This window comes from Bacillus halotolerans (genome assembly GCF_004006435.1).
Classification (GTDB): Bacteria; Bacillota; Bacilli; order Bacillales; family Bacillaceae; genus Bacillus; species Bacillus halotolerans.
In genome coordinates this window covers 860,428-883,776 of sequence record NZ_CP029364.1, presented here as the reverse complement: position 1 = coordinate 883,776, position 23,349 = coordinate 860,428, and the positions used below count along the sequence as shown (strand labels likewise).

The following is a 23,349-nucleotide window of genomic DNA, read 5'->3' as shown; positions in this document are numbered from 1 at the left end:
TTCTTATTGAATAAAACCGGATAAGTGGCTATTGATGTTATAATCTTTAATTTTCCATTTTTCTTCTGCAAATTCAATGTTACTGAGGCAGGCATTGACAAGGCGCGTATTTTGAAGCTCGGCATCACCGCCGGAAATCTCTGTCAGCAGTGCGTGAATCGCTGCGCCGTGCGCGACAATCAGTACCTTTTGATTTGGATATGCGTGGTTTACTTTCACCAATCCGCCCATCAGCCTGTCCGTGAGCTCTTTTAGCGTTTCCATGTTTGGATAGTTCTTGTCCGGATAGCGCTTTGTCCGTTCTTCAAGCGGCATGCCCTCCGCGTCCCCGTAATCACGCTCCTTAAAGTCATCCATCTCAACGATAGGAAGATTGAGGTATTCATTAATAATGTCCGCGGTCCTTCTGGCTCTTTTCAGCGGGCTGGTGACAATGATATCCCAAGAGAAATCTTTTAAGTATTCTCCGGTTTCTTTTGCTTGGCGTTCGCCTGTCGCGTTCAGCGGGATATCTGTTTTCCCTTGGCATTTTTGCTGCAGGTTCCAATCGGTTTCTCCGTGTCTTACTAAGCAAACGGCTGTCATAAAATTCCCCTTCCTGACTTTGATCTTATCGCTATTATACTAAATCAGAGGCATGCATCCTATGAAAAAGCCTATGCCAAAACCTCAAATAATAAAGCCAAGCCGATTCCGCCGCCGCTTCCGATGGCGGCGACAGCATATTGACAGCCTGTCCGTCTCTGCGCTTCATAAAACAATCTGGTGACCAGTGCCGCCCCGGAAGCGCCGTAAGGATGGCCGAGAGCTAACGCGCCGCCCCGCACATTGATCTTCGTATAGGGAATGCCAAGTTCTTGTGAGCAGACACATATTTTAACGGCAAAGGCTTCGTTGATTTCGTATAAACCGATATCGTCAGTTGTCAACGCGTTTGCAGCTAAAAGCTTTTTGATCGCTTCAACCGGCGCGGCGGACGGATAGTTGGGATGAATGCCGCTAACGGCGCTTCCGATAAAGCGCAGCACAGGTTTATAGCCGAGGGATGCAGCTTTTTTCTCTTCCATGACAAGGAGTGCAGACGCTCCATCTGATATGCCGCTGCTATTGGCGGCTGTAACCGTTCCGGAGCTAGTGTCAAACACCGGCTTTGCACGAGAAATGATCGCTTCCATCGGCCGTCTTTTCAGAAAAGCTTCGTCTGTTTCCAACTCCCCGAGAGGAACAATCTCTTCACGGTACAATCCTTCGGTATGAGCACTCCAGCTGCGTTGAAAGCTGAGAAGCGCGTATTCGTCCTGCATGTTTCTTGGGATGGCATAGCGTGCTGCTGTATATTCGGCCGCCATGCCCATATCGGGATCACCAACAGTGTCCGGCGAAAAGCGGGCTCTTTCTGAAAAAGGCGATCGGCTGCTGCTTTCTGCGCCGCCTGCGATATAAATGTTTCCGGCACCCGCTTTGATAAGATTGCATGCGGAACGCACTGCTTCAAGCCCGGAGCCGCATTGTCTGTCAATCGTCATGCCGGGAACAGATAAAGGAAGTCCAGCTTGAAGTGCTGACAGACGGGCGAGGTTGCCGCCTCTGCCAGTGGCGTTTCCCAAAATCACCTCGTCAATTTGATCCTCTAACTTTCGGCCGAGACAGCTGATGAGAGGAGCGGCCAAATCCTCCGGCAGAAACTGCTTCAGCAGTCCGTTTTCTTTTCCGAAAATCGTTCGTTTTGCATCTGCAATAACCGCGTTCAATTCACCATACCCCGCAGCCATTTTTTTACGCTGGAACGGGCAATTTTGCCGCTGCTTGTTTCGGGCATACTGTCTGTAAATACCCATTTTTTCGGGATTTTGTAGGATGCCAGTTTCTTCTTGCACCAGGCTTTCAGCTTTTTGACGTCTGTATTCCCGCAAATGACGGCCGCGGCGATTTCTCCCCAATACTCGTCCGGAATGCCTGCCACAGCTGCTTTTTCAACCTCTGGGCAGGAGAGAAGCACGCGCTCAACTTCTTCAGGGAAAATATTTAATCCGCCATATACGATCATCCCGTTTTCCCGTCCTGCTATGTACAGAAATCCCTCTTCATCAACATAGCCCATGTCATCTACTGTCATCCATTCCGATTGATCTGGTGTGCGGCTGTTTACATAGCCTGAGAACTTCATCGGGCTTTTGACGAATATTTTCCCGATTTCCCCCGACTGACAGAGGTCCCCGGCGGCGCTGCGGATCTCTATGCGGACATTATGAAAAGGGCGGCCCGCTGAATGAGGTTTTCGTTTGCTGTCTTCTGGTGAGAGATACGCAACAAAGCTAAGCTCAGATGTGCCGTAAAAATCGTACAGCTTCAAATGAGGCCATTTGGATGCAAGCTTCTCCTTGGATGCTGCCGGCCAGTCCGCTCCCGAAGAAATGATTGTAACGGAGCTGTCAGGGAAAGCGTGAATGTTGGCGAGGGCATCTGTCATTGTCGGTACGGTATAGAGTACGCTGATGGATTTCTGTGTTAGCCACTCCTTCGTTTGAGCGGGAATGAATTTTTTAAGCAAACAAACGGTTCCCCCGAGATACAGAGTGCTGACAGCACCGTATAAAAAGTGAGAGGACAGTAATGTTCCTGGAATCAGAACTTTGTCATTTGAAGAGACCAAAAAATAAGTTTTTGTACAATGAAAGCTTTCAACCCAAGAGCGATGAGAGCGCGTAAATGCTTTCGGCTTGCCTGTTGAGCCGGACGTAAAGCCCATATAAAAGGGAAGCTCCGGATCAACGGCTGGGGCCGGGTCAGCGGATGCCTCTGCGATATGCGCCATACAGTCTTCCAGCCAAACTACGGGTGTCAGACAATCTGTCAGTTTGTTTTTAAAAAGAGATGAAGCCACCACAAAATCAGCACCGCTTAATGCCAGCCGCTCACCGCATTCAGCCGCACTCCAGCGTGTATCAATAGGAACCGCCGTACATCCGGCCGCGGCAGCTCCGGCAAACAGCTGTAAAAATGCAAGGCTGTTTGGGAGCAGGATGGCTACACGTTTTGGAACGTTTGGCTGCGCCCGCAGCCAATTGGCAGTTTGGGTGACGAGCCGGTTCCAATCCCGATATGTAATATGTTCAGATTCAGTCTGGATCGCAATCCGGCTTGGATTTTTATTGGCAAAGGATAGATATGTATGTGTAATGGTCACAGAATGTCAGCCTCCTTTTGTATACATCGTATCAGAAAGAGGACAAGGCTTGGGTGATCTTAATGGCAAGCAGCGCAGATGCTGCCGCTTTTAATAAATCGCCGGGCACAAATGAAAGACTTATAAAACCGGCCTGTAACAGATCAATATGCATGATAAAAGCTTGTACAGGAATGCCAAGCAGGTAAATAAAGGCGATGCCGAATACAATATGAATGAAAAAGAGACGGAACACTGTCACCTTACGCAGTCTGTGAACAGCTAGGCTGATCAGCCACGAGGCGAACGGATAAGCAATCAGAAAACCCGCGCTCGGTCCGAAAAAAACGCCAAACCCGCCGCGGCCGCCGGGCAATAGCGGCGCTCCAAAGGCGACGAGCAGCAAAAAGACAAGCTGGCTTAAAAAAGCGGCTTTGGGTCTGAGAATGCTGCCGGCCAGCATGACACCGAGCGTCTGCAGTGTAATGGGAACAGGTGTAAAGGATAAGAAAAGAGGGGGGATAAAACCAAGCACTGCCATCAGTGCAGTAAAGATTGCAATGTGCATCATGTCTAGTAATTTCATATGAAATCCTCCAGCTAACGAATAAAATATGGTTATACAATAAATGCAGACAGCTTTTATGTCAACTTAATTTTAATTAGGGTTTACAAATGGGTCCGAAAAAACCGGCCCTGCGGCCGGCCGGTTTTTGATGATTATTCTTCTGTAAGAATGACAAGCGAATCAACAGAAGCAGCCACATGAGAAACGGCGCGGCTGACCTCCTGGAGCCCTCCGAGAAAAGCCTGCAGATCGACGTCAATTTTTCCTGATTGTTCTTTGCTGACTTTCATGCTGTGAACGATTTCATCGAATAAACGGTTAATTTGTGTCATTTTTTCTTTGCTTTCGCTGACAAGCCCGTTCACGTCTTTGATATGCTTCGACACGATGTTGATTTGTGTATTGGTGTTGTTCACAAGCTCGGACACTGTAGAAACGGTTTTTTTCGTATCTTCAGACAGCTTTCGCACTTCATTGGCCACAACGGCAAAGCCTTTGCCGTGTTCGCCTGCACGGGCTGATTCAATAGATGCGTTTAGCGACAGAAGATTCGTTTGTTCGGCGATGCCTGTGACGATGCCGAAGATTTTTTCAATTTGCTGTGCGATTTCATCCAGCTTGACCATTTCTTTTTCGATTTGGACGAGGCTTGTATCGATCTGGTTCATCTGTTTTTGCTGGATTTCAAGCTCTTTTTTCCCGCCGATCGACTTTTCTTCAACGGTGCTGGATGTCACTGTGCCGGCTTTGGATGCTTCGGAAATGCCTTCAGATTTGTCAACAAGCTCTTGAACGGATCGGCTCGTTTCTGAAAACAAATTTGCGATCGACCCGGAGGTTTCTTGGATTCTCTGATGCAGAAGATTTTTCCTTTCTTCTTGTTCATCGCGGGTTTGGTTGTACTCATCCTGAAACGCTTCAAGGACAAGCTGCTGTTCTAAGTTCAAGATTTTAGTTGTTGCTTTGATTGCTTTCAGCAGTTCCTGGTGATCTGTAATTGATTTTTCATAAATGTCAATCATTGATAGAAGCAATTCCTGAAACGCCCCCATGTACCATTTTGGCAGAAGGCCGATTCGTAAATGGATAGAAGCAATTTTATTTCGTTTTTCAATAAATTCATCATCAATGACACCGGCAAACATTTCTTGAATATGCCGTTTTAACGTTTGTTTTAAGCGGTCAACTGAGCTGTGGTCGTTAATGATATCCATTAATGAGCTTTCATGATCGAGATTTTTATAGAAAGCGTCAACAATGTAAACAATGTTTTCTTGGATTAAGGGCTGTAGCTCCTGCAGCACGTGCAGCTCTGGATCTCCCAGTCTGACCATTTTGAGCTGTTTTTTCACATCTGAGAACTTGTTTGTGAGCTGAATGCGGTTTTTTTGCTGGTCGTTTGAATCTGAAAAATAAGCCGTTTCTTTTTTTCTATCTTTTTTAAATAACAATACAGTGATCCCCCTTGGGAAAATATAATTTTATCTTTTGGCTTTTTAAGCCTTTTTCTTTTTTATCGGTCAAGGGAAGCACGAATGAAGACGGCAGATAGAAAATATTTATAAAAAAACCGTTCAGTTATATGAACGGTTTAATTAAGGTCAATTTGTTTTAGTGGTTTGATGGCCGGTCCTTCGACTACCTCGCCAGTTGGTTTAAAGCGTGATCCGTGGCACGGACAATCCCATGTGTGCTCTCCATCGTTCCATTCCACTTCACAGCCTAAATGGGTGCAGGTTGTATCAACAAGATGCAGGCAGCCCGTTTCATCTCTGAATGCCCCCGCGCGTCTGCCGTTAATGGTGACGGCTTTTCCTTCACCTGGCGCGATCTCTTCAAAATCGACGTTCGGTTTTTCAAGCTTCCCTTTAATGAAATGCTTAGCCACATCTGCATTGTAAGAAATCACCTTTTGCAAGCCGGGATTCAGATGGAAACGAGACGGTGTAAAAATGCTCTCATATGGATTGTCTTTTTTCTCCACAAGGTCTGACAAAAGCTGAGCTGCGACAGCTGCTGATGTCATGCCCCATTTTTTGAAGCCGGTCGCAACGAGAATATTGTCTTCGTTTTCAGACATAGGCCCGATGAATGGGATTTTATCGATTGTCACGAGATCCTGTGTGGACCAGTAATAGGGAATGCTTTCGATTCCAATTGTGCTTTCTGCCAATTGTCTCAGCGTTTCGTAATGGGTCGACATGTCTTTGCCTTGGCCTGTTTTATGGCTTACTCCGCTGAAGAGAATCAGCTTTTCTCCGTTCACAATGGTGTAGCGAAGCGCAACTGACGGCTGGTCTATACTTACATACATGCCCTCAGGATAGTCGATCTTCGGCTTGACGGCGAGGACATAGGATCTATCAGAATACATTCTTGCTGCATATAATCCGCCCCCGTCATAAAAAGGGAAATGGGAGCAGCATACGATAAATCGGCTTTTAATGGCGTGCCGGCTTTTTGTAACAACTTCAGGCATCTCTCCTTTTTTAATATCAAGCGCAACAGTCTCTTCATAAATCTGTCCGCCTTTTTGCACGATCTGATCAAGGAGCCCGGTTAAAAAGTGAAGCGGGTGAAATTGGGCCTGATTCTTCATCACGAGCGCCAGCTTAGAGCCGACGGGAAGCGGAAGATCTTTTATGAGATCCCTTTCAATCCCGAGTTTTGTGTATGCCTCATGCTCAGTGCGGATTTTTTGTACAGCATCTTCACTTGTTGTGTAAAGGTAAGCGTCTTGTTCGGCCCATTCGCAATCGATCTGAAGTTCATCAACAATTCCTTTTATATAATCAATTGCATTCTGGTTCGCTTCATAATATAGCCTTGCGTGGTTCAGTCCGAAATTGCGGATAAATTCATCATAAATCATGTCGTGCTGCGCTGTAATTTTTGCCGTTGTGTGGGCCGTTGTGCCATTGAGAACCTGATTCGCTTCAATCAGAATGACACGGAAGCCTCTTTTGGACAGCTCATAGGCCGTCGTGATTCCTGTAATGCCTCCTCCAATAATGGTGACATCACATTCCGTATCTTCTTGCAGCGCCGGAAAAGAAGGCAAGTCCGCCGATGTTTTCCAATATGTTTCGGGAGCTTCTTTTGAAAAAGGTTGATTAGCCAAACCATTGTACCTCCAATATCATTTATTCTTAATTTTTCCATTTTCTATCTTTTCATACATAGGAAGCAGGCTTTGTTCATACCATAATAGGGTTGAAAAGGAGTGATTGCATTGGCGAATGAGAAAAAGAAAACATTGCCGCCGCAGCATCAGGACCAGCAGCCGGGATTCGAATATCTGATGGATCCCCGTCCGGTATTTGATAAGCCGAAGAAGGCAAAAAAACTAGCGGGCAAAACGGCCATTATTACAGGAGGAGACAGCGGGATCGGACGCGCTGTATCGGTGTTATTCGCAAAAGAAGGGGCGAATGTGGTCATTGTGTATTTTAATGAACATCAGGACGCCGAAGAAACAAAGGAGTATGTAGAGAAAGAAGGGGTGAAGTGCCTGCTGATTGCAGGAGATGTCGGAGATGAAGCCTTTTGTAATGAAGTTGTAAGACAGGCCAGCCAGGCTTTTCCAACCATAGATATTTTGGTTAATAATGCCGCTGAGCAGCATGTGCAGCCGAGCATTGAAAAAATCACTAGCCACCAGCTGATCAGAACCTTCCAGACGAACATTTTCTCTATGTTTTATTTAACGAAGGCTGTGCTGCCTCATTTGAAAAAAGGAAGCAGTATTATCAATACAGCATCGATCACCGCGTACAAAGGCAATAAAACACTGATCGATTATTCAGCGACGAAAGGAGCCATTGTCACTTTTACAAGATCCCTTTCCCAATCGCTTGTCCAGCAAGGCATTCGTGTCAATGCGGTTGCGCCGGGGCCAATCTGGACACCGCTCATTCCGGCCAGCTTTGCTGCAAAAGATGTGGAAGTGTTTGGTTCGGATGTGCCGATGGAACGGCCGGGCCAGCCGGTGGAAGTGGCGCCGAGCTATTTATATCTTGCCAGCGATGATTCCACTTACGTCACCGGCCAGACAATTCATGTCAACGGGGGAACGATTGTAAATGGGTAATTAAAAAAGCCAATCCTTAAGGATTGGCTTATTCGCTCTGTTTGAGCGCTGCATATTCTTTAGAGAGCGTAAGAAACGCATCTTTATCTTTTTTGTCCAAGGCTTTGTTGATTTGGTCAGTCAGCATGGTCAACCGACGCTTAAACAAGGATTCATCGAGCACCATTTGAATGTAAATATCCATCATTGTTACATCAAATTCTTTTGTTTTTTGCGTGTTGCGGGACTTCATGAGCTCAGTGTACGACTTTTTCTCTTTCATAAAGAATCCCCCCAATGCCTTTTTTATAGTATATGGATAACGGTCGAAAAAATCAATAAATTTTTATAATCTTTAGACAACTAATACTAGGCAATCTATCGACATATCCTGCGAAATGCTGTGATCTGAGATCATGCAGTAAAATAAAATCGGGTTATTACTAGTAAAATAGAACTAAAAAATATAAATAAAAGATGATTTTAGTTCATTTGTTAAAAAATCCTGTCGTTTTATAAACACAGATGATAGATTATTAGTATAAATTTTGCAGAAAAAGGATGGAGGCCATAACATGAGTCAGAAAACTGACGCACCATTAGAATCATATGAAGTAAACAGCGCAACAATTGCCGTTTTGCCAGAAGAAATCGACGGCAAAATCTGTTCGAAAATCATTGAAAAAGACTGTATGTTTTACGTCAGCATGAAGCCGCTGCAAATTGTCGACCGAAGCTGCCGATTTTTCGGATCAAGCTACGCGGGAAGAAAAGCGGGAACTTATGAAGTGACAAAAATTTCTCACAAACCGCCAATCATGGTGGACCCTTCGAACCAAATCTTTTTATTCCCTACACTTTCTTCGACTAGACCCCAATGCGGCTGGATTTCCCATGTGCATGTAAAAGAATTCAAACCGACTGAATTCGACGATACGGAAGTGACGTTTTCAAACGGAAAAACGATGGAACTGCCGGTCTCCTGCAATTCGTTCGAGAATCAGGTATACCGGACAGCCTGGCTCAGAACCAAATTTCAGGACAGAATCGAACACCGTGTCCCGAAACGGCAGGAATTTATGCTGTATCCGAAGGAAGAGCGGACGAAGATGATTTATGATTTTATTTTGCGTGAGCTTGGGGAGCGGTATTAGAAGGATAAAAGTGAATTTGAGAGTGCTTTGCAATGTTGATGCAACATAAACTTTTTAAGGGAAATTTAGCTAAGGCATTCCAGAAATAAAAAAGTGTTGGTGAAATAAAAGAGCTCAATACGTTAAAATGTATTGAGCTCTTTATTAAATGATCAATTGTTAAAGGGAAATTGAGTCACTTCCGCAGGTGTACCAAGTTCCATTTGCTGCTTGCGCCCATCCATAAATTCTTGTTCCAGTACCCAATTTTCTTTTTACTTCATCAAGGGATAAAGTGATAGACGTTGTATCTCCGGCTCTTTTAGTTGCTAAGATATTGCTTTTCGTGCTGTCAGGTTGGCCGCCATCAGTTGTCCAAGCTACCATATTATAGTATTTGGATGTGAACGGGTTTGATAGTCCATTGATTGATAAGGTAACCTGATTGTTGCTAGCCGTTACGGTTGTATAAGCAGCACTCATCGGTTTAATTGAGGATGCTTTTTGTGCTGGTGTGTGGTTTTCAGCTGCAAAAACATTTGTGCCTCCTGTCACTAGTAGTCCGACAGCTAATGCTCCTGAAAGGATTTTTTTATTCATTGTTATTCCTCCTTTTTTTAATACATAGTTAAATTACTTCAATTAATTGGAAAATCCTTTTTGTTAGCAAGAAGTTAACAAAATTTACAAATTTCAAACGTGATTAATATGTAACCTCAAATTGTAGAGTCTGGATATCGATATTAAAAAGGAGCACTCCAGTAAAATAAGGAGAGCCCCTTCTAACGCTAGGCCGTCGGAATTCCGCCGGTGATGCCGTATATTTGAGATGTCACATAGCTTGAATTCTCTGAAGCTAAGAATACATAAACATCTGCCAGTTCCACCGGCTGTCCCGCGCGGTTTAATGGTGACGGCGGCGTCCCTTTGCCGAATTTCGGAATGTTTTCAGTTGGCTGTCCGCCGGAAATTTGCAGCGGAGTCCAGATTGGTCCTGGCGCAACAGAGTTCACTCTGATGCCTTTGGGCGCCAGCTGTTTTCCGAGCGCAACGGTAAAGCCGATAATGGCGTTTTTCGTCGCCGCGTAATCTAACAGCATTGGGCTTGGGTTGTAGCCTTCAACTGAAGTTGTGGTAATAATAGACGCACCCTCCGGCAAATACGGAAGCGCCGCTTTAACAACCCAATATAGCGAGAAGACGTTCACTTCAAACGTTTTATAGATTTGTTCAGTAGGAAGGTCTTCGATGTTTTGCACTGCTTGCTGTTTACCGGCAACGAGCGCTAACACATCCAGCCCGCCGAGTTCGTTATGCGCTTGTTTGACTAAATCGTGACAAAACGATTCGTCACTCAGATCACCTGGAATCAGGACTGCCTTGCGTCCTTCTGCTTCAATCAGTTCTTTTACTTCTTCTGCATCAGGCTGTTCCGCGGGCAAGTAGTTAATTGCCACATCGGCGCCTTCCCGCGCATAAGCGATGGCGGCAGCGCGGCCAATACCGGAATCACCGCCGGTGACAAGAGCTTTTCGGCCATTTAGTTTGCCAGCTCCTTTATAGCTTTTTTCTCCGCAGTCCGGAATCGGCTTCATTTTTTGCTGCAAGCCGGGCGGTTCTTGGTATTGTTCAGGAAATTCATCGTGAAAAAATGCTGTTAAAGGATTGTTTCGTTTTGTATCAGACATCATCAACGCTCCTTTTTGTGTGGTGTACATTCGTATGTGTACCCTTGAGCAAAGTGAGAAAAACATGTTTTGGCAGTTTGCATCTCTGCAAGACAAAGAAAGTAAAAAAAACTGCCGCTCCTTCCATATTTATCTTGTGAAATATGACGAATTGAATTATGATAAAATCGCTATAAAACAACTAAATATTGGGTATGGGGGAGTATATTGTCATGAAAAAAGCCGCGGCGCTTTTGCTGTCACTCGGTCTCGTTTTCGGTTTTTCATACGGAGCTGACCATGTGGCGGAAGCCAAAACGAAGGTAAAGACGTATAAGAACTGCAAGAAATTAAACAAAGTGTACAAAGGCGGGGTAGCCCGTACGTCCAAGGTGAAAAATAAAGGCGGAAAAACGAAGTACAAGCCTTACGTGTCTAAGGCGCTTTATGATGCCAATAAAAAGAGCGACCGTGATAAAGATTTTATCGCCTGCGAACGCTAAACAAAAAAGCAATCTGTTGTCGGGACTGACCCCATAAGATGAGACAAATAAAAAACACCTTCAAGTTTGAAAACGGATAGTTGTTATCCGAAATAAGACTTGGAGGTGTTTTTTGTATGGGAACAAGAATGAGTTATCCGATTGAAGTCAAACAGAAGGCTGTAGAAATGAGATTGGCAGGCGTGCCTATGAAAGAGATCATGCAGGAATTGAATATCAGGAATAAGACGCAGGTTCAGACATGGGTTAGATGGCATAAAGCTGGGGATACACATCGATTTGAACAGCCTGTTGGTAAGCAATACACTTACGGAAAAGGTCCGGAGTATTCTTCCGAATTAGAGAAACTGCAGGCAGAGAACCGTTATCTGAGACAACAAAATGAAGTTTTAAAAAAGTACAACGAATTGGAAAGGAAGTTGATAGCCAAACGTCAGTCGAACTTGTAGAAGTATTGCACGGCACAATGACCGTACAGAATATCTGTGTTCATTTAGGTATCTCACGAGCGTCTTATTATCGTTGGAAGAAGAACCTGATGAAAGATCATCCCAAGCGCCATTTGGAAAAACAAATCGGCACGTTGTGCCGAGAGCACAAGTATCGATATGGATATCGAAAAATTACAGCTATATTAAAAAAGGGAATGCGTATTAACCATAAAACGGTTCAGCGTATCATGCAGAAAAATCAGTGGCAGTGCCGGGTTAAGGTGAAAAAACGCAAGAAGAATGGGCAGCCATATGCCGTGGTCGATAACATATTGAATCGGAACTTTCAGTCCGATCATCCTCTTGAAAAACTAGTAACGGATATCACGTATTTGCCTTATGGACAGAAACAATTGTACCTTTCCAGTATATTGGATGTATACAATGGAGAAGTAATTGCTTTCACGATTGGAGATAAGCAGGACACAGACTTTGTCTTAAACACACTTGATCAACTGCCAACACTGCCTCAGAACTGCGTGTTACATAGTGACCAAGGATCTGTGTATACATCTTATGAGTATCAGAAAGCTGTTAAAACAAAAGGCATTACCATGAGCATGTCCCGCAAAGGGACGCCCGCTGATAATGCCTCCATCGAATCGTTTCATTCCTCACTAAAGTCTGAAACGTTCTATCTTAACAGCATTAATCGAACCACGACCGCCATCGTAGAACGCACTGTCAAAGAATACATTTATTATTATAACAACATTCGTATTCAAACGAAACTAAACAGCCAATCACCGATAAGCTATCGGCAATTGGCTGTATAAAAGTGTTTTGATCCCTGTCTCAAAAACAGGGGTCAGTCCCTTGTCCAGATTGCTTTTTTCTTGTTTAAGCGGCTTGATCAGCAGCTGTGCTTTTCGTTTTTCTTGTCACGAGACTTACCGCTATCATGACCGTAACATTCAGCAGCAAAGCGACAATGCCGACGTTTAAGTCTTTCGCCGCTTGCGGCAGCGCCGGAAATAAAGTGCCGATTGTTGTTTCCGTAACCGTAATATAAGAAACCGCTCCGACTCCCGTTATAATGCCGGCAAAGGCTCCTTGTTTGGTCACGATCTTATGCTTGAACAGGCTGAACAGCAGGGCCGGAAATAGCTGTGTGACGAGGCTGTATCCCATAAGGAGAAGCGTAACGATTGTGTTCCCGCCTTTGAATGTAAAGTACACAGCAATCAGCGCAATCACAGGCACTAAACATTTAGCTAATAATGACACCTGCTGTTCCGTCGTGCGGGGAGCAAACACTTGATAAACATTTTTGGCAAACAAAGTGGAGGCCGACATTAAAATCATGGAACCCGGCACAAGCGCTGTCAGCAGTCCGGCTGCACCGATGATTCCGACAAACCAAGGATCAAAGGTTTGAAGAGACAGTCTCAAAAGTGATAAATCCGCGTCTGCGCCTTTCAGACCGGGAACTTGCAGGATAGCCGCAAAGCCGACGAAAAGGACGAATAGAAGGACCAGCTGGTATAAAGGCATAATAATGGCGTTTTTTCGAAAGACTTTTGGGTTTTCTGCTGAATAGGAAGCGGAAAACGTATGGGGCCACATGTAAAAGCCCAGCGCCGTCAGCAGCACGGTTGAACTGAACCATGCAGCACTTTGCCCTGTTTCGGGCAGGGTAATAAAACCGGGATTTGCGTTTTCAATCTGCTGAAACATGTCTTGAAATCCGCCGTAGTAATGAATCGGCAGATATATGCCTAAGAATAAAACGACGGCCAAAATCATGATGTCTTTGACAACGGATATCCAGGCGGACCCGTGGATGCCGGATACCATAACGTAAACTGTGATTGAAATGACGCCGATCCAAATGGCAGCAGTAGGAGAAATTTTTCCGTAAGACGTTTCCGATACAATCAATCCAAGCCCTTTCAGCTGCAGCACAAGATAAGGAATAAGCGCGGCAATGCCGACAAGTGAGACGAGCACACCAAGCAGCGGGCTGTTGTACTTTTTGATGAAAAAATCGGACTGCGACATCAGCTTATGCTGTTTCGCATAGGACCATACCGCCGGCAGGAGCCAATAAGAAAGAATATAGGCCAGACAGCCGTAGGCGATGATGTAAAAGGCAGGCCCGCCTTTTCCGTAAGCCCAGCCGCTTCCGCCGAGAAACGTAAACGTCGTATAAATCTCTCCTGCCATCAATAGGAAAACAAAGACAGTACCGAAGCCGCGGCCTCCAACCGTCCACTGCTCAAGGTCCATGTCTTTTCCTTTTTGGGCGCGTACGCCGAGAAACATGCTGAATAGCAGGACACCGAAAATGATGATGAGAGCTGCGTTCATTCTGCTTCCTCCCTTTTATTTTCTTTGTCGAGGACATACACGATCGCCATCAGGACAGAGGTCAGCAAAGCCCACATGACGACATAGGCGAGAATGAATGGCATGCCAAACAGATAGGGTGTCACTTTGTTTGCAAAAGGGATGCCAAGCAAAAGTCCGATGAAGGGCAAAGCGGCAAGAATGTGAATCAGTTTCATAAAATCCTCCTTTGATCAAAAGTTGGGCGGTGCGTGTCATGCGCGGGCTGCAAATCATGTCGCTAATCTGGCGGCACATGTCATTTTTTGGGGAGTGAAAGGCTGTGGTACGAATTATAAATAAATTTATTTTGTTTGTATAGTGTGAATTGTCTGAAATTTATTCTTGAGGAGCTAGAAGGGGGGACGGGCGCAAGGAGGGGAATACAGAATGATTCGAAAGACTCATGGCGAGTCCGGCGCAAATAAATAGTATGTTAACAAACTGCTTACTTGCTCCCGGATTCGCGGGTTAAAATAGCGGTGTTTTTCTTCGTAGCCATCGATGACAAATAAATAAAGCGTAAAGGCTTCATCACGCTCAGCCTCGTGGATGGCGATTTTTCTTTTCCTCAGCTCTTTTCTGACCTCAATCAGATCCTTTTGTGCTATTTTTAATGATTCGTTGATAAGTTGTATATAAGGGTGTTTCAATTTTAATGAGCTTTTCTCAATTCCGCCGAGATCGCGGTTTAAAATGGTAATGACCATAGGCAAAAAGAGAGCCCGCTCTATCAATTCATATCCTTCCGGCTGCAAATGCGGCATGGTAACTCCTTCTTTCTTAAGGGAACGTTTGTTCTTGTTATATTCTATATCGGCTGGTGAAATGTTTCAAGACAGAAAAAATCACCAAAACTTTTTAGTTTTTCGCCGAGAATGTGTAGAATAAGAATAGACAAACCCGGTGAGGAGTATAAACGTTGGAGCAATTTTTATACTATTTGACAGAGGATCGTTTAACTGAATTATTTCAAAGCTATAGGGCTTTCGGTCCGCTTATTGCTGTGCTGCTGCCTTTAATTGAAGCATTTCTTCCGTTTTTGCCGCTTATCGTTTTTGTGGTGGCGAATACAAATTCGTTTGGATTGTGGGAAGGCTTCATCCTGTCATGGGCCGGATCAACAGCGGGGTCCATTCTCGTGTTTTTCATTGTCCGTCATTATGGACAAAGAAGAGCTCTTGGATTCATCCGCAGGCATCCGTCTGTCAGAAAGCTTATGTTATGGGTGGAAAGACACGGTTTTGGCCCGATGTTTCTGCTGCTTTGTTTTCCATTTACACCGTCTGCCGCGGTGAATGTGGTCGCCGGTTTGTCAAGGATCGGGACGCGGCCGTTTGTTTTGGCGGCAGCCTCGGGAAAGCTCGTCATGATTTTTATGATCAGCTTCATCGGATATGATCTTCACGCGCTGATCACACAGCCGATTCGCACGGTTATTGCCGTTCTGGTGATTGCTGTCTTATGGTATGTCGGCAAAAGGGTGGAACGGCATCTGCATGTGAGAGCCAGCCAGCGTGAGCATGATGGAGGGAGACAGTAACATGAAAAAACGGTTTTGGTTTCTTGCCGGTGTCGTGTCCGTAGTTCTCGCCATTCAAGTCAAAAATGCCGTCTTTATTGATTACAAAGTAGAAGGCATCAGCATGAACCCGACTTTTCAGGAAGGGAACGAACTGTTGGTCAATAAATTTTCACATCGATTCAAAACCATCCATCGTTTTGATATTGTTTTGTTTAAAGGCCCTGATCAAAAAGTGCTGATAAAGCGAGTCATTGGATTGCCCGGTGAATCGATCAAATATAATGACGATCAGCTGTATGTGAACGGAAAACAGGTGGCTGAACCATTTTTGAAACCATTGAAATCTGTATCTGCCGGAAGCCATGTAACGGGAGATTTTTCACTGAAAGAAACGACAGGGAAAAAGACGTTATCGAAGGGGCAATATTTTGTAATCGGAGATAATCGCATATATAGCTTTGACAGCCGGCATTTCGGTCCGATCAGGGAAAAAGACATTGTCGGAGTCATTTCGGATTAGGAACTGTACACTGAGAAAAAGGCGCCATTTGAAAGGCGTCTTTTTTGTGCTGGTTGGAAAAATATGTTGCGAGATCATTTGTCACCCGATATAATTATTTTTGTTACGTGTGTAACAAAATGAAATATTCATTAACACTTATTTCTTTTTTCTTAGGCTTTTTGTTTAGTTGCAGATAAAACAAAAGGAGTGATCTCATGATGGATTACAAAACAGTTATTATCGGAGGCGGACCGGTTGGATTGATGCTGGCTTCTGAGCTGGCATTAGCAGGGGTAAAAACATGCGTGCTTGAGCGGCTTGAACAGCCAGTGCCGTATTCGAAGGCGTTGACGCTGCACCCCCGCACGCTTGAGCTTTTTGAAATGAGAGGGCTGCTTGAGCGTTTTGCGTCTCGTGGGAAAAAGATATCTTCCGGCCATTTTTCAATGCTCGATACGCGTCTTGATTTTTCCAGTCTGGATACGAGCTGTCCTTATACGCTATTGCTTCCGCAGACCGAGACTGAACAGCTGCTTGAGGAACGTGCGCGAAGCCTGGGGGCAGAGGTGTTACGGGGGGCAGAGGTGCTAACGGTAACGCAAAACGAAGAGGCAGTGCAAACCATTTTCAAGGATCGGGAAGGCATTGTGCGGACGTTGAGCAGCCTGTTTGCCGTTGGCGCTGACGGAGCAGGGAGCGTCGTTCGGAAACAGGCGGGAATTGCGTTTCCTGGAACAGACAGCACCGTCACCGCAGCTCTTGGTGATGTGAAGCTTCTTTCTCCGCCGCCATCAGGAGTTTTGTCGCTTTGTACGGCAGAGGGAGGAGTCATGATTGTTCCGCTTTCTCCTGACCGGTATCGCGTTGTGTTGATCAGCCCTTACCGCACGCAGACGCCGAAAGATGCTCCTGTCACAGAAGAGGAGCTGAAAACAGATCTCATCCGGATATGCGGAACTGATTTTGGCTTAAACGAGCCTACGTGGATGTCCCGATTCGGGAATGCCTCCCGTCAAGCGAAGGAGTATCGGAGCGGCAGACTCTTTCTTGCGGGCGATGCAGCACATATTCATTTTCCTGCTGGCGGCCAAGGGCTGAATGTCGGTCTTCAGGATGCCATGAACCTTGGATGGAAGCTTGCGGCGGCTGTCGGCGGCTCTGCACCTTCATGGCTTTTGGACAGCTATCACGCAGAGCGGCATCCGGTGGCGGAAGATCTTCTTCGGAACACAGAGGCGCAGACGCGGCTGATGGATTTCACGAAGGCCGGTCTCCATTTGCGAAGCATGGTGTCCGATATGCTTGCTTTTCCCGATGTGAATCGCTTTATAGCGGGCCAAATTTCTGCAATCGATGTCGGGTATGAAGCTGACCAAAACATGCCGCCGCATCGGTTGAACGGCAAAAGACTTCCGGAGGTGGAACTGCGGCTTCCTGATGGCAGTATGGAACGCCTCTATAACTGCCTGCATAACGGGGCATACGTTTTGCTGTCACTGAAACAAGGAACTGATAATGACCATATCCCATTTAAAGGCTTGCACACAGTGCGTGCTTCTCTTGCAGAACCGCGTGAAGAGTGGAGAGACGTGCATACTGTATTGGTTCGGCCTGATGGCTATGCCGCCTGGGCAGTCGATGCCGCCGGGCCAGATGCGGCAAAAGTGATTCAAACAGGTATCAGGCGCTGGCTGCCGATTGCCAGCCGTGTGTAACACAAATCGATTGTTTCATCTGTAACAAAACGTTATGATATAAGAAACAATTGAATGAAAAAGGTTGGAAAATCCGATGAATACAGACCATACGAAACGCAACATTTTTGAATTATATGCGGAACTCATTCATCAGCAGGAGAAATGGGAGGGGCTCATAAAAGTCTTTTTGGCTGATGAAATGAAGAAGCTGGATCAGGAGCACGGACAAAAATCTCAATTAACGATGACAGAAATTCATGTTCTTTCCTGTGTGGGGGAGCATGAGCCGATCAATGTCACTTCGATTGCCGACAAAATGAATACGACGAAAGCGACGGTGTCACGCATCAGCACAAAATTGCTTGGCGCCGGCTTCCTTCACAGAACACAGCTCAGCGATAATAAGAAGGAGGTCTACTTCCGTTTGACGCCGGCAGGGAAGAAGCTGCACAACTTGCATCAATACTATCATCAAAAGGTTGAGCAGCGTTTTCTTTCCTTTTTTGACCGTTATACAGAGGAAGAGATTCTGTTTGCGGAAAGGCTGTTCCGGGATTTGGCGACGAAATGGTATCCGTCCTCAGAAGAAATGGAAGAGGGGCTTCATAACGTTTTTAAATAAAAAACACGCACTGAGGTGCGTGTTTTTCACGTTTCTTCTTTCTTTTTCAAGATTGTAAGGTAAATCAGATTTCCTCCGGCTAAAATGATAAGCGGCAGTCCAGGGGAGCTGGATGTCACCAAATTATAAATCAGCCAGATTCCTAAACATATTCCATAATATAAGTGCATTGCTTTCTCGGGGTTGTCGCGCAGCAAACTCCCTTTAAAAATCTTTTTCATCATAACGCCCCTATTAATTTTATGATTTCTCCTTTAGTTTACATGCATCTTCGGTTAATCTCAAAATTCGATCTTTGGCTTTTGATGCTTCCTCAGAATATGCTGAGGAAATTTAGGAATTATTTTTGATGGGGAGCAACAGTCTAGTATACCTTGATTTATGGATGTATCATAAAACATTTCTGTAAATACCTTTGCTTGTTACCTGAACGTATCTCGGACAGGTACAGAATCATAATCACTTCTATCATCTACTATCTCCCTTGCTAAAACACTGTTTTCTTCTGATAAAAAAGAGGACATTAAGTCCTCTTCTTACTTACGATACGCCTATTAGTATCTTTAATTTTTTTACTGTGTTTTTGAAGCTTTGCTTTCAAGTGAAATAGGGTCTTCTGTTTTAGTTCTCCTAATCTTTACAGAAATACCTACTAGAATTACCGCCATCGTTGTAAATATTCCCATGGTTAATAAGATCGTATCATGATTTAAACTCCATCCAATTAAGAAAGAGATTATCGCTCCGCCGAAACTTGCCGAAGCAATAAATAAACTTGTAACTTCGTCAACGTACTTTTGAATAATGATTGATGCTAGTGTTAAAGCAATGGGAAATATGCCCGCTATACTTAGACCAATCAAAAATGTGCCACCCAATTGAAGTATTGGGTTATTTATATAAGAGAAGGCGATCAACAAAACAATTAAACAACTGCAACTAAATAGGAGGTACTTAGAAAAATCAAGCCTTCTGCTTACGAAACCAATCAGTATTCTTCCTATGATGATCCCTACCCAGAAAAAGGAGACACTGATAAGACTGATTTGTTCATTGTCTTGGTTTATCATAATTGAAGGTAAAAAGTTGGCGAAATTTGTTTCGATACCAGCATACAGAAAAGCAAAAAATACAAAAAAGCCTAATTGCTTTGATTTTTTTCTGTCTCCTATAAAGTATTGAAATGCTCCTACATTTGGCAAGGCCACTTGCTGGTTAGCATTCTTAGCGTACTTTCGGTTCTTGGATAAGAAAATTAACCACCCTGCTAATAGGACGAACAAAAAGGTGAATATGCAGTAATACGGTAAAAACCAGTTATTGATATTGATGAAGGAATTAATTAATAATGGGAAAGTTAAAGCGCCTAATCCAAAGAGGACTTCCAGCTTACTCATTTTTTCTGCATTACTTTCGAAATTAGCAATAACAAAGGAACCAACTGTCGTTTCTAATGTACCTGCTCCATATCCTAAGAGAAAAGCCATTACAACAATATAATACCAATCCTTAGTGAGAAAAAAGATACTTAACGCTGCAAGCATTATGATCAAAGCTAAAGTAAGTGTCCTAAAGTGACTGTATTTCTTAATCATTAACGGTGCGATTAATACCCCGCTTAGGAATCCGGTAAACTGAAAGAAAATGATGACCGAAATATCATCTGTTGTCTTGTTAAAAGACTCTAAAAGAAATGGTGTCAAACTTCCTGTTGATATATGGATAATACCCACTGTGAAAAAGAAAGCATATCCAAATAAATATGTCCCTCTTAACATTCATTACACCCCTATATGAAAAAGCAGGAAAATAAATTCCTGCTTTTTCAGTAACTTATCTCTTCGAAATACTAGTTGACTGCTAAAACAGACATTGTTTGAGAGTTGCTATCTTTCTCAAAGAACATTTCTAATACTTCCTGAGATCTAAAACCATCGTTAAAAGAAGGGATCTCAACCCAATCTTTCTGAGTTGATGAAATCCAATTGATTAACTCGCTTCTAAAAGAATCAGCCCACCCATAAAATTCGTTTGGCGGATCGTTTAAGAGACTTTGCGGCACTGGGCAGTCTACCACGTTCAAGCCATCTATGAGCTTGTAAACGTGAGGATTGCCTGTGTGGTATTTAAACTCTTTTTTGTGTCCAACTACCTCAATGCTAAAACCGCAGTCTTCAGGTACAGAACATTTTGATGTGATGATATTTACAAATACCTTGTTCTTCAGTTGACCATAAATTTCTGCATAGTCATCTACAAGTACCTGTTTATCCTCTTTTGTTTTTACATTTGTGTTCATCTTTGCCCTTACTGATTCTGTGATGAAATCACTCTCGAACAAATACCATACCATGTCGATAAGGTGAATACCCAGATCCCCCAATGACCCGCTGGTCTTCTTACTATTAGCGTCATCTCTCCAAGTAAACTTCTTACGTCTAAGTGCACTATTTTTCTTGAAGTGTACTTTTATGGACAGTATGTTACCTAGTTCATTATTGATAATTAAGCTTTTTAAGATATTTACGTAAGACAAATATCTATAATTAAATCCCATACTAGCTCTTACGTCTAACCTTTCAGCAGTATCTTTCATAATGCTTGCTTCTTCAAGAGAAATAGCCATAGGCTTTTCACACAATACATGCTTATGTTTTGCTAATGCTTGCAAAGCATGTTCTTTATGGCAAAAGTTTGGAGATGCTACAATTAAACCTTCTGAGACATCAATTAGTTCATCTACATTTTCATATGTCTTCCCACCGAAAGTTTTAACAAAGCTTTCCGCATTTTGTTGATTTATGTCATACACCCCTACTAACTCTGCATTTTTAATTGTAGATAAAGCAGTTGCGTGCGCTCTTGCAATACCGCCTGCACCTATGATACCAATCTTCTTCATACTCTATTTCCTCCTCATTATCCAATTAATTTTTTCAAGGTATTGGTAATTCCTTTTGAGTACTCACTATCGGTTATCAATTGATGCAGATTTTTGGCTTCTTGTGTTGCATTTTTAAGTAGATATCCATTTCCTACTGCCTGTAACATCCGAACATCATTTCCGCTATCTCCAAATGCGATAGCTTTTTCAGTATTTAGGTTGTATTTCTCTAACATAAACTTTACAATTTCATTCTTTCCTGTTCCCATGGGTATAAAATCTACATCATAGCTGTCTTCTGGATCACCTGCTAAGGGATTGCAACGATTTATATTAACTGAAACTCCGTATTCCTCGCAGATCTTTTCAATTGCTAATAGGTTTTTCTTGTCGTTTATTTCATCTTGTTCCTGATAATAAAAATTATGCTTATACCGTGACGTTCCTAATTGAGTTTGCGGATTCAAAAGGATGTTATGATTTTCATGTAACTGTTTTACAAGTATCTCAATCTTTTCTTTACTAAACTCTTCATTTATACGACTGTTCCACTCATTATCTTGCTGTCCGAAATTATGCTCTGAAAAGTACGTAATTTCAGTTCCAAGATCACTAGCTATAAAATGCGGGAAATATCTAAATTTTCCTCGTCCCATTTTATCGAGAATAGATTCTATACTACTCCCGGTAACCCATCCGATGAGCAGTTCCCCATCTTTACTTTTTTGTTCTAGATAATCTTCGAGTTCATATATGTCTCGTTGTTTTTGTTCATCGATTGTATGCGGAAAATACGTTTCATCAAAATCACAAAAAACAATATACTTAGGATGGTCAACCTTGGATAACGTTTTATACTCTGACTTCTTGCTTAATAACATGAAACAGACCCTCCACTACTCTGTCTTGTTCTTCTAAAGTAAATGACGGATATAATGGCAAATGCAGTACCTGACTATGAGCCTTTTCCGTATGAACCAATTGGAGTTTTGTATACTTGTCCTGTACTAAAGGAGTTTTTTGCATATGAGACAGGATTGGATAATATACATCTGTTTGAACACCAAAACCTTCATTTAATTTCGTCATGATATTTGTCCTCTCTTCTGTTCTTACCTTAATAGGAAACAGATGCCACACATGATCTTCACTTAATTCCGGTAATTCAATAAGACCTTTATTCTGTAATTCTGCTAATTGAGTAATATATCTATCCGCCAAAAATAGTCTTTTGAAGTTGTTTAATGAAAGATACTTAATCCTCTCTAAACCAATTGCTGCCTGTAAATTGTCCATTTTTGAGTTAAGTCCAAAATCGATGACTTTTTTATTTTTTACATTTACTTCAAAACCATGATAACTAAATTCAATGCATTTTTTAGCGAGTTCTTCATTATCAGTTGCTATTGCTCCAGCCTTACCACATACACCAAAATTCTTATATGGATTAAAACTTAATGTAGTGATGTCTGCATCCTTTCCTAAGTCTGTCAGTCCAATTCCTTGGCAAGCATCCTCAATTACTTTCAATTGATAACGATTGGCTATTTGACGGATATGCTTCATTTCTGAATGTTTTCCGTATAAATGCACAGGCAGAATAAATTTTGTATAAGGAGTTATTGCTTCCTCGATTTTGTTAGGATCGATGCAGAATGTTTGCGGGTTAATATCTACATAGACAGGAACGCCTCCCAAAGCTAACACAGCATTTTCAGTAGCTGAAAAGCTATTAGCTGGCATGATCACTTCATCCCCGCGGTTTAACCCTAAAGCCAATAATCCTATCATAATAGCATCCGTTCCACTGCTAGTTGCAATTACATACCTTTTATGTAAATATGTAGATAAAACATCTTCGAATTGCTCTAAATAGGAACCACTCGTAAATTTTCCAGTTGGCAAAACTTTAGTTAAAGTATTTAAGATATCATCCACTTCATCATTGGTTATTAATCTGTCTACAGGCATAAAAGGGACTTTACTGATTTCACGATTTTTTTGGTAGTTGAAAAGGTCGTTTTCAATATCTGTATTTTCTTTTAATACTTGTTTCCACCGCTCGTTTGCAATACTGTCTTCAATAACAAGTTCTTTTCCTTGCATGTCACCTTTTAAGTGTTTTAGCAATAACATGTTTTCTTTACTTTTACCTGAAACTCTAACCTGTTTTTGCATGAACAGTACCTCCAAT

The 23,349-nt window shown here is 43.2% G+C and carries 24 protein-coding genes and 2 pseudogenes; 8 read left to right on the top strand and 18 right to left on the bottom strand.

What is annotated here, in order from left to right:
- Positions 1-3 precede the first annotated feature (3 nt).
- The 7 genes and pseudogenes from DIC78_RS04435 to DIC78_RS04410 all read right to left on the bottom strand — a co-directional run bounded on the left by DIC78_RS04435 (position 4) and on the right by DIC78_RS04410 (position 6,855).
- On the bottom strand, positions 4-585 hold the full coding sequence (locus DIC78_RS04435; RefSeq protein WP_095713691.1) for a histidine phosphatase family protein: 582 nt from the start codon (positions 583-585) through the stop codon (positions 4-6).
- A gap of 71 nt (positions 586-656) precedes the next feature.
- Entirely contained in the window at positions 657-1,751 is a 1,095-nt protein-coding gene (locus DIC78_RS04430) for an acetyl-CoA C-acyltransferase (RefSeq protein ID WP_106022382.1), read from the bottom strand.
- Positions 1,748-3,187 (bottom strand): acyl-CoA synthetase, encoded by a 1,440-nt coding sequence (locus DIC78_RS04425; RefSeq protein ID WP_127695540.1) that lies wholly within the window; start codon positions 3,185-3,187, stop codon positions 1,748-1,750. Before DIC78_RS04425 ends, DIC78_RS04430 begins: the two co-directional genes overlap by 4 nt.
- 6 nt (positions 3,188-3,193) lie before the next feature.
- Positions 3,194-3,752 (bottom strand): annotated as a pseudogene (locus DIC78_RS04420) (biotin transporter BioY).
- Positions 3,753-3,886: 134 nt separating this feature from the next.
- Entirely contained in the window at positions 3,887-4,681 is a 795-nt protein-coding gene (locus tag DIC78_RS22130) for a methyl-accepting chemotaxis protein (RefSeq protein WP_395939726.1), read from the bottom strand.
- A gap of 9 nt (positions 4,682-4,690) precedes the next feature.
- Positions 4,691-5,068: pseudogene (locus DIC78_RS22125) on the bottom strand (protoglobin domain-containing protein); the annotation flags it as partial.
- A 257-nt stretch (positions 5,069-5,325) separates the two neighbouring features.
- Positions 5,326-6,855 (bottom strand): FAD-dependent oxidoreductase, encoded by a 1,530-nt coding sequence (locus DIC78_RS04410; protein WP_127695534.1) that lies wholly within the window; start codon positions 6,853-6,855, stop codon positions 5,326-5,328.
- 111 nt (positions 6,856-6,966) lie between these two features.
- Between DIC78_RS04410 and DIC78_RS04405 the strand changes: the two genes are divergently transcribed.
- Positions 6,967-7,824, top strand: a complete 858-nt coding sequence (locus tag DIC78_RS04405; protein ID WP_059293097.1) for an SDR family oxidoreductase — start codon at positions 6,967-6,969, stop codon at positions 7,822-7,824.
- 28 nt (positions 7,825-7,852) lie between these two features.
- Here DIC78_RS04405 and DIC78_RS04400 read toward each other — a convergent pair whose 3' ends face one another.
- Positions 7,853-8,086, bottom strand: a complete 234-nt coding sequence (locus DIC78_RS04400; protein ID WP_106020598.1) for an IDEAL domain-containing protein — start codon at positions 8,084-8,086, stop codon at positions 7,853-7,855.
- A 292-nt stretch (positions 8,087-8,378) separates the two neighbouring features.
- Between DIC78_RS04400 and comK the strand changes: the two genes are divergently transcribed.
- Positions 8,379-8,957 (top strand): competence transcription factor ComK, encoded by a 579-nt coding sequence (gene comK / locus DIC78_RS04395; RefSeq protein ID WP_024120818.1) that lies wholly within the window; start codon positions 8,379-8,381, stop codon positions 8,955-8,957.
- A 159-nt stretch (positions 8,958-9,116) separates the two neighbouring features.
- On the opposite strand, the gene DIC78_RS04390 is transcribed toward comK, so the two are convergent.
- Positions 9,117-9,536, bottom strand: a complete 420-nt coding sequence (locus DIC78_RS04390) for a hypothetical protein (protein WP_095713685.1) — start codon at positions 9,534-9,536, stop codon at positions 9,117-9,119.
- A 188-nt stretch (positions 9,537-9,724) separates the two neighbouring features.
- Positions 9,725-10,624 carry an SDR family oxidoreductase gene (locus tag DIC78_RS04385; RefSeq protein ID WP_106020596.1) on the bottom strand — a complete coding sequence of 300 codons (900 nt, stop codon included), beginning with the start codon at positions 10,622-10,624 and terminating at the stop codon, positions 9,725-9,727.
- Positions 10,625-10,836: 212 nt separating this feature from the next.
- Here DIC78_RS04385 and DIC78_RS04380 point away from each other — a divergent pair, with 212 nt between their 5' ends.
- Both DIC78_RS04380 and DIC78_RS04375 read left to right on the top strand, forming a co-directional pair.
- Positions 10,837-11,106, top strand: coding sequence for an excalibur calcium-binding domain-containing protein (locus DIC78_RS04380; protein WP_127695532.1), 270 nt, complete (start codon positions 10,837-10,839; stop codon positions 11,104-11,106).
- Between the two features lie 116 nt (positions 11,107-11,222).
- Positions 11,223-12,373 (top strand): IS3 family transposase gene (locus DIC78_RS04375; protein WP_127695530.1). Its coding sequence is split into 2 segments (ribosomal slippage): positions 11,223-11,496 and positions 11,496-12,373, totalling 1,152 coding nucleotides; the frame shifts between segments, so codons are not numbered across the junction.
- Between the two features lie 64 nt (positions 12,374-12,437).
- On the opposite strand, the gene DIC78_RS04370 is transcribed toward DIC78_RS04375, so the two are convergent.
- The 3 genes from DIC78_RS04370 to DIC78_RS04360 form a co-directional block, all read right to left on the bottom strand.
- Positions 12,438-13,907 (bottom strand): sodium:solute symporter family protein, encoded by a 1,470-nt coding sequence (locus DIC78_RS04370; protein WP_024120821.1) that lies wholly within the window; start codon positions 13,905-13,907, stop codon positions 12,438-12,440.
- Positions 13,904-14,104 carry a DUF3311 domain-containing protein gene (locus DIC78_RS04365; protein WP_010333642.1) on the bottom strand — a complete coding sequence of 67 codons (201 nt, stop codon included), beginning with the start codon at positions 14,102-14,104 and terminating at the stop codon, positions 13,904-13,906. The genes DIC78_RS04370 and DIC78_RS04365 overlap by 4 nt, the downstream gene beginning before the upstream one ends.
- Positions 14,105-14,329: 225 nt before the next feature.
- On the bottom strand, positions 14,330-14,692 hold the full coding sequence (locus DIC78_RS04360) for a YhjD family protein (protein WP_095713683.1): 363 nt from the start codon (positions 14,690-14,692) through the stop codon (positions 14,330-14,332).
- A gap of 155 nt (positions 14,693-14,847) precedes the next feature.
- Here DIC78_RS04360 and DIC78_RS04355 point away from each other — a divergent pair, with 155 nt between their 5' ends.
- The 4 genes from DIC78_RS04355 (at position 14,848) to DIC78_RS04340 (ending at position 18,271) form a co-directional block, all read left to right on the top strand.
- Complete coding sequence (locus DIC78_RS04355) at positions 14,848-15,468, top strand: TVP38/TMEM64 family protein (protein ID WP_106020595.1); 621 nt, start codon at positions 14,848-14,850, stop codon at positions 15,466-15,468.
- Between the two features lies 1 nt (position 15,469).
- Positions 15,470-15,970 carry a signal peptidase I gene (gene lepB / locus DIC78_RS04350; RefSeq protein WP_024120824.1) on the top strand — a complete coding sequence of 167 codons (501 nt, stop codon included), beginning with the start codon at positions 15,470-15,472 and terminating at the stop codon, positions 15,968-15,970.
- Positions 15,971-16,167: 197 nt separating this feature from the next.
- The gene (locus DIC78_RS04345; RefSeq protein WP_127695528.1) at positions 16,168-17,667 is read left to right on the top strand and encodes a monooxygenase; all 1,500 of its coding nucleotides are present in this window, start codon (positions 16,168-16,170) and stop codon (positions 17,665-17,667) included.
- A gap of 76 nt (positions 17,668-17,743) precedes the next feature.
- A complete protein-coding gene (locus DIC78_RS04340) occupies positions 17,744-18,271 on the top strand; it encodes a MarR family transcriptional regulator (protein WP_127695526.1) in 528 nt (175 codons plus the stop codon).
- A gap of 26 nt (positions 18,272-18,297) precedes the next feature.
- Here the strand turns inward: DIC78_RS04340 and DIC78_RS04335 are convergent, their stop codons facing one another.
- From DIC78_RS04335 to ntdA, 5 genes are all read right to left on the bottom strand, one after another.
- Positions 18,298-18,495 carry a hypothetical protein gene (locus tag DIC78_RS04335; protein ID WP_032731040.1) on the bottom strand — a complete coding sequence of 66 codons (198 nt, stop codon included), beginning with the start codon at positions 18,493-18,495 and terminating at the stop codon, positions 18,298-18,300.
- 348 nt (positions 18,496-18,843) lie between these two features.
- A complete protein-coding gene (glcP, locus tag DIC78_RS04330) occupies positions 18,844-20,049 on the bottom strand; it encodes a glucose/mannose transporter GlcP (protein WP_106020592.1) in 1,206 nt (401 codons plus the stop codon).
- A 71-nt stretch (positions 20,050-20,120) separates the two neighbouring features.
- Entirely contained in the window at positions 20,121-21,173 is a 1,053-nt protein-coding gene (gene ntdC, locus DIC78_RS04325; RefSeq protein WP_024120829.1) for a glucose-6-phosphate 3-dehydrogenase NdtC, read from the bottom strand.
- Positions 21,174-21,190: 17 nt separating this feature from the next.
- Positions 21,191-22,036, bottom strand: coding sequence for a kanosamine-6-phosphate phosphatase (ntdB, locus tag DIC78_RS04320; protein WP_127695524.1), 846 nt, complete (start codon positions 22,034-22,036; stop codon positions 21,191-21,193).
- The gene (ntdA, locus tag DIC78_RS04315; protein ID WP_127695522.1) at positions 22,008-23,333 is read right to left on the bottom strand and encodes a 3-dehydro-glucose-6-phosphate--glutamate transaminase; all 1,326 of its coding nucleotides are present in this window, start codon (positions 23,331-23,333) and stop codon (positions 22,008-22,010) included. The genes ntdB and ntdA overlap by 29 nt, the downstream gene beginning before the upstream one ends.
- Positions 23,334-23,349: the final 16 nt, after the last annotated feature.

What these genes read in the sequence shown, in the direction of transcription:
- DIC78_RS04335 (WP_032731040.1), bottom strand. Translation starts at nt 18,495, where the DNA reads ATGATGAAAAAGATTTTTAAAGGGAGTTTGCTGCGCGACAACCCCGAG.
- glcP (WP_106020592.1), bottom strand. Translation starts at nt 20,049, where the DNA reads ATGTTAAGAGGGACATATTTATTTGGATATGCTTTCTTTTTCACAGTG.
- DIC78_RS04370 (WP_024120821.1), bottom strand. Translation starts at nt 13,907, where the DNA reads ATGAACGCAGCTCTCATCATCATTTTCGGTGTCCTGCTATTCAGCATG.
- DIC78_RS04385 (WP_106020596.1), bottom strand. Translation starts at nt 10,624, where the DNA reads ATGTCTGATACAAAACGAAACAATCCTTTAACAGCATTTTTTCACGAT.
- DIC78_RS04360 (WP_095713683.1), bottom strand. Translation starts at nt 14,692, where the DNA reads ATGCCGCATTTGCAGCCGGAAGGATATGAATTGATAGAGCGGGCTCTC.
- ntdC (WP_024120829.1), bottom strand. Translation starts at nt 21,173, where the DNA reads ATGAAGAAGATTGGTATCATAGGTGCAGGCGGTATTGCAAGAGCGCAC.
- ntdA (WP_127695522.1), bottom strand. Translation starts at nt 23,333, where the DNA reads ATGCAAAAACAGGTTAGAGTTTCAGGTAAAAGTAAAGAAAACATGTTA.
- DIC78_RS04340 (WP_127695526.1), top strand. Translation starts at nt 17,744, where the DNA reads ATGAATACAGACCATACGAAACGCAACATTTTTGAATTATATGCGGAA.
- DIC78_RS04380 (WP_127695532.1), top strand. Translation starts at nt 10,837, where the DNA reads ATGAAAAAAGCCGCGGCGCTTTTGCTGTCACTCGGTCTCGTTTTCGGT.
- ntdB (WP_127695524.1), bottom strand. Translation starts at nt 22,036, where the DNA reads ATGTTATTAAGCAAGAAGTCAGAGTATAAAACGTTATCCAAGGTTGAC.
- DIC78_RS04345 (WP_127695528.1), top strand. Translation starts at nt 16,168, where the DNA reads ATGATGGATTACAAAACAGTTATTATCGGAGGCGGACCGGTTGGATTG.
- DIC78_RS04390 (WP_095713685.1), bottom strand. Translation starts at nt 9,536, where the DNA reads ATGAATAAAAAAATCCTTTCAGGAGCATTAGCTGTCGGACTACTAGTG.
- DIC78_RS04365 (WP_010333642.1), bottom strand. Translation starts at nt 14,104, where the DNA reads ATGAAACTGATTCACATTCTTGCCGCTTTGCCCTTCATCGGACTTTTG.
- comK (WP_024120818.1), top strand. Translation starts at nt 8,379, where the DNA reads ATGAGTCAGAAAACTGACGCACCATTAGAATCATATGAAGTAAACAGC.
- DIC78_RS04400 (WP_106020598.1), bottom strand. Translation starts at nt 8,086, where the DNA reads ATGAAAGAGAAAAAGTCGTACACTGAGCTCATGAAGTCCCGCAACACG.
- lepB (WP_024120824.1), top strand. Translation starts at nt 15,470, where the DNA reads ATGAAAAAACGGTTTTGGTTTCTTGCCGGTGTCGTGTCCGTAGTTCTC.
- DIC78_RS04435 (WP_095713691.1), bottom strand. Translation starts at nt 585, where the DNA reads ATGACAGCCGTTTGCTTAGTAAGACACGGAGAAACCGATTGGAACCTG.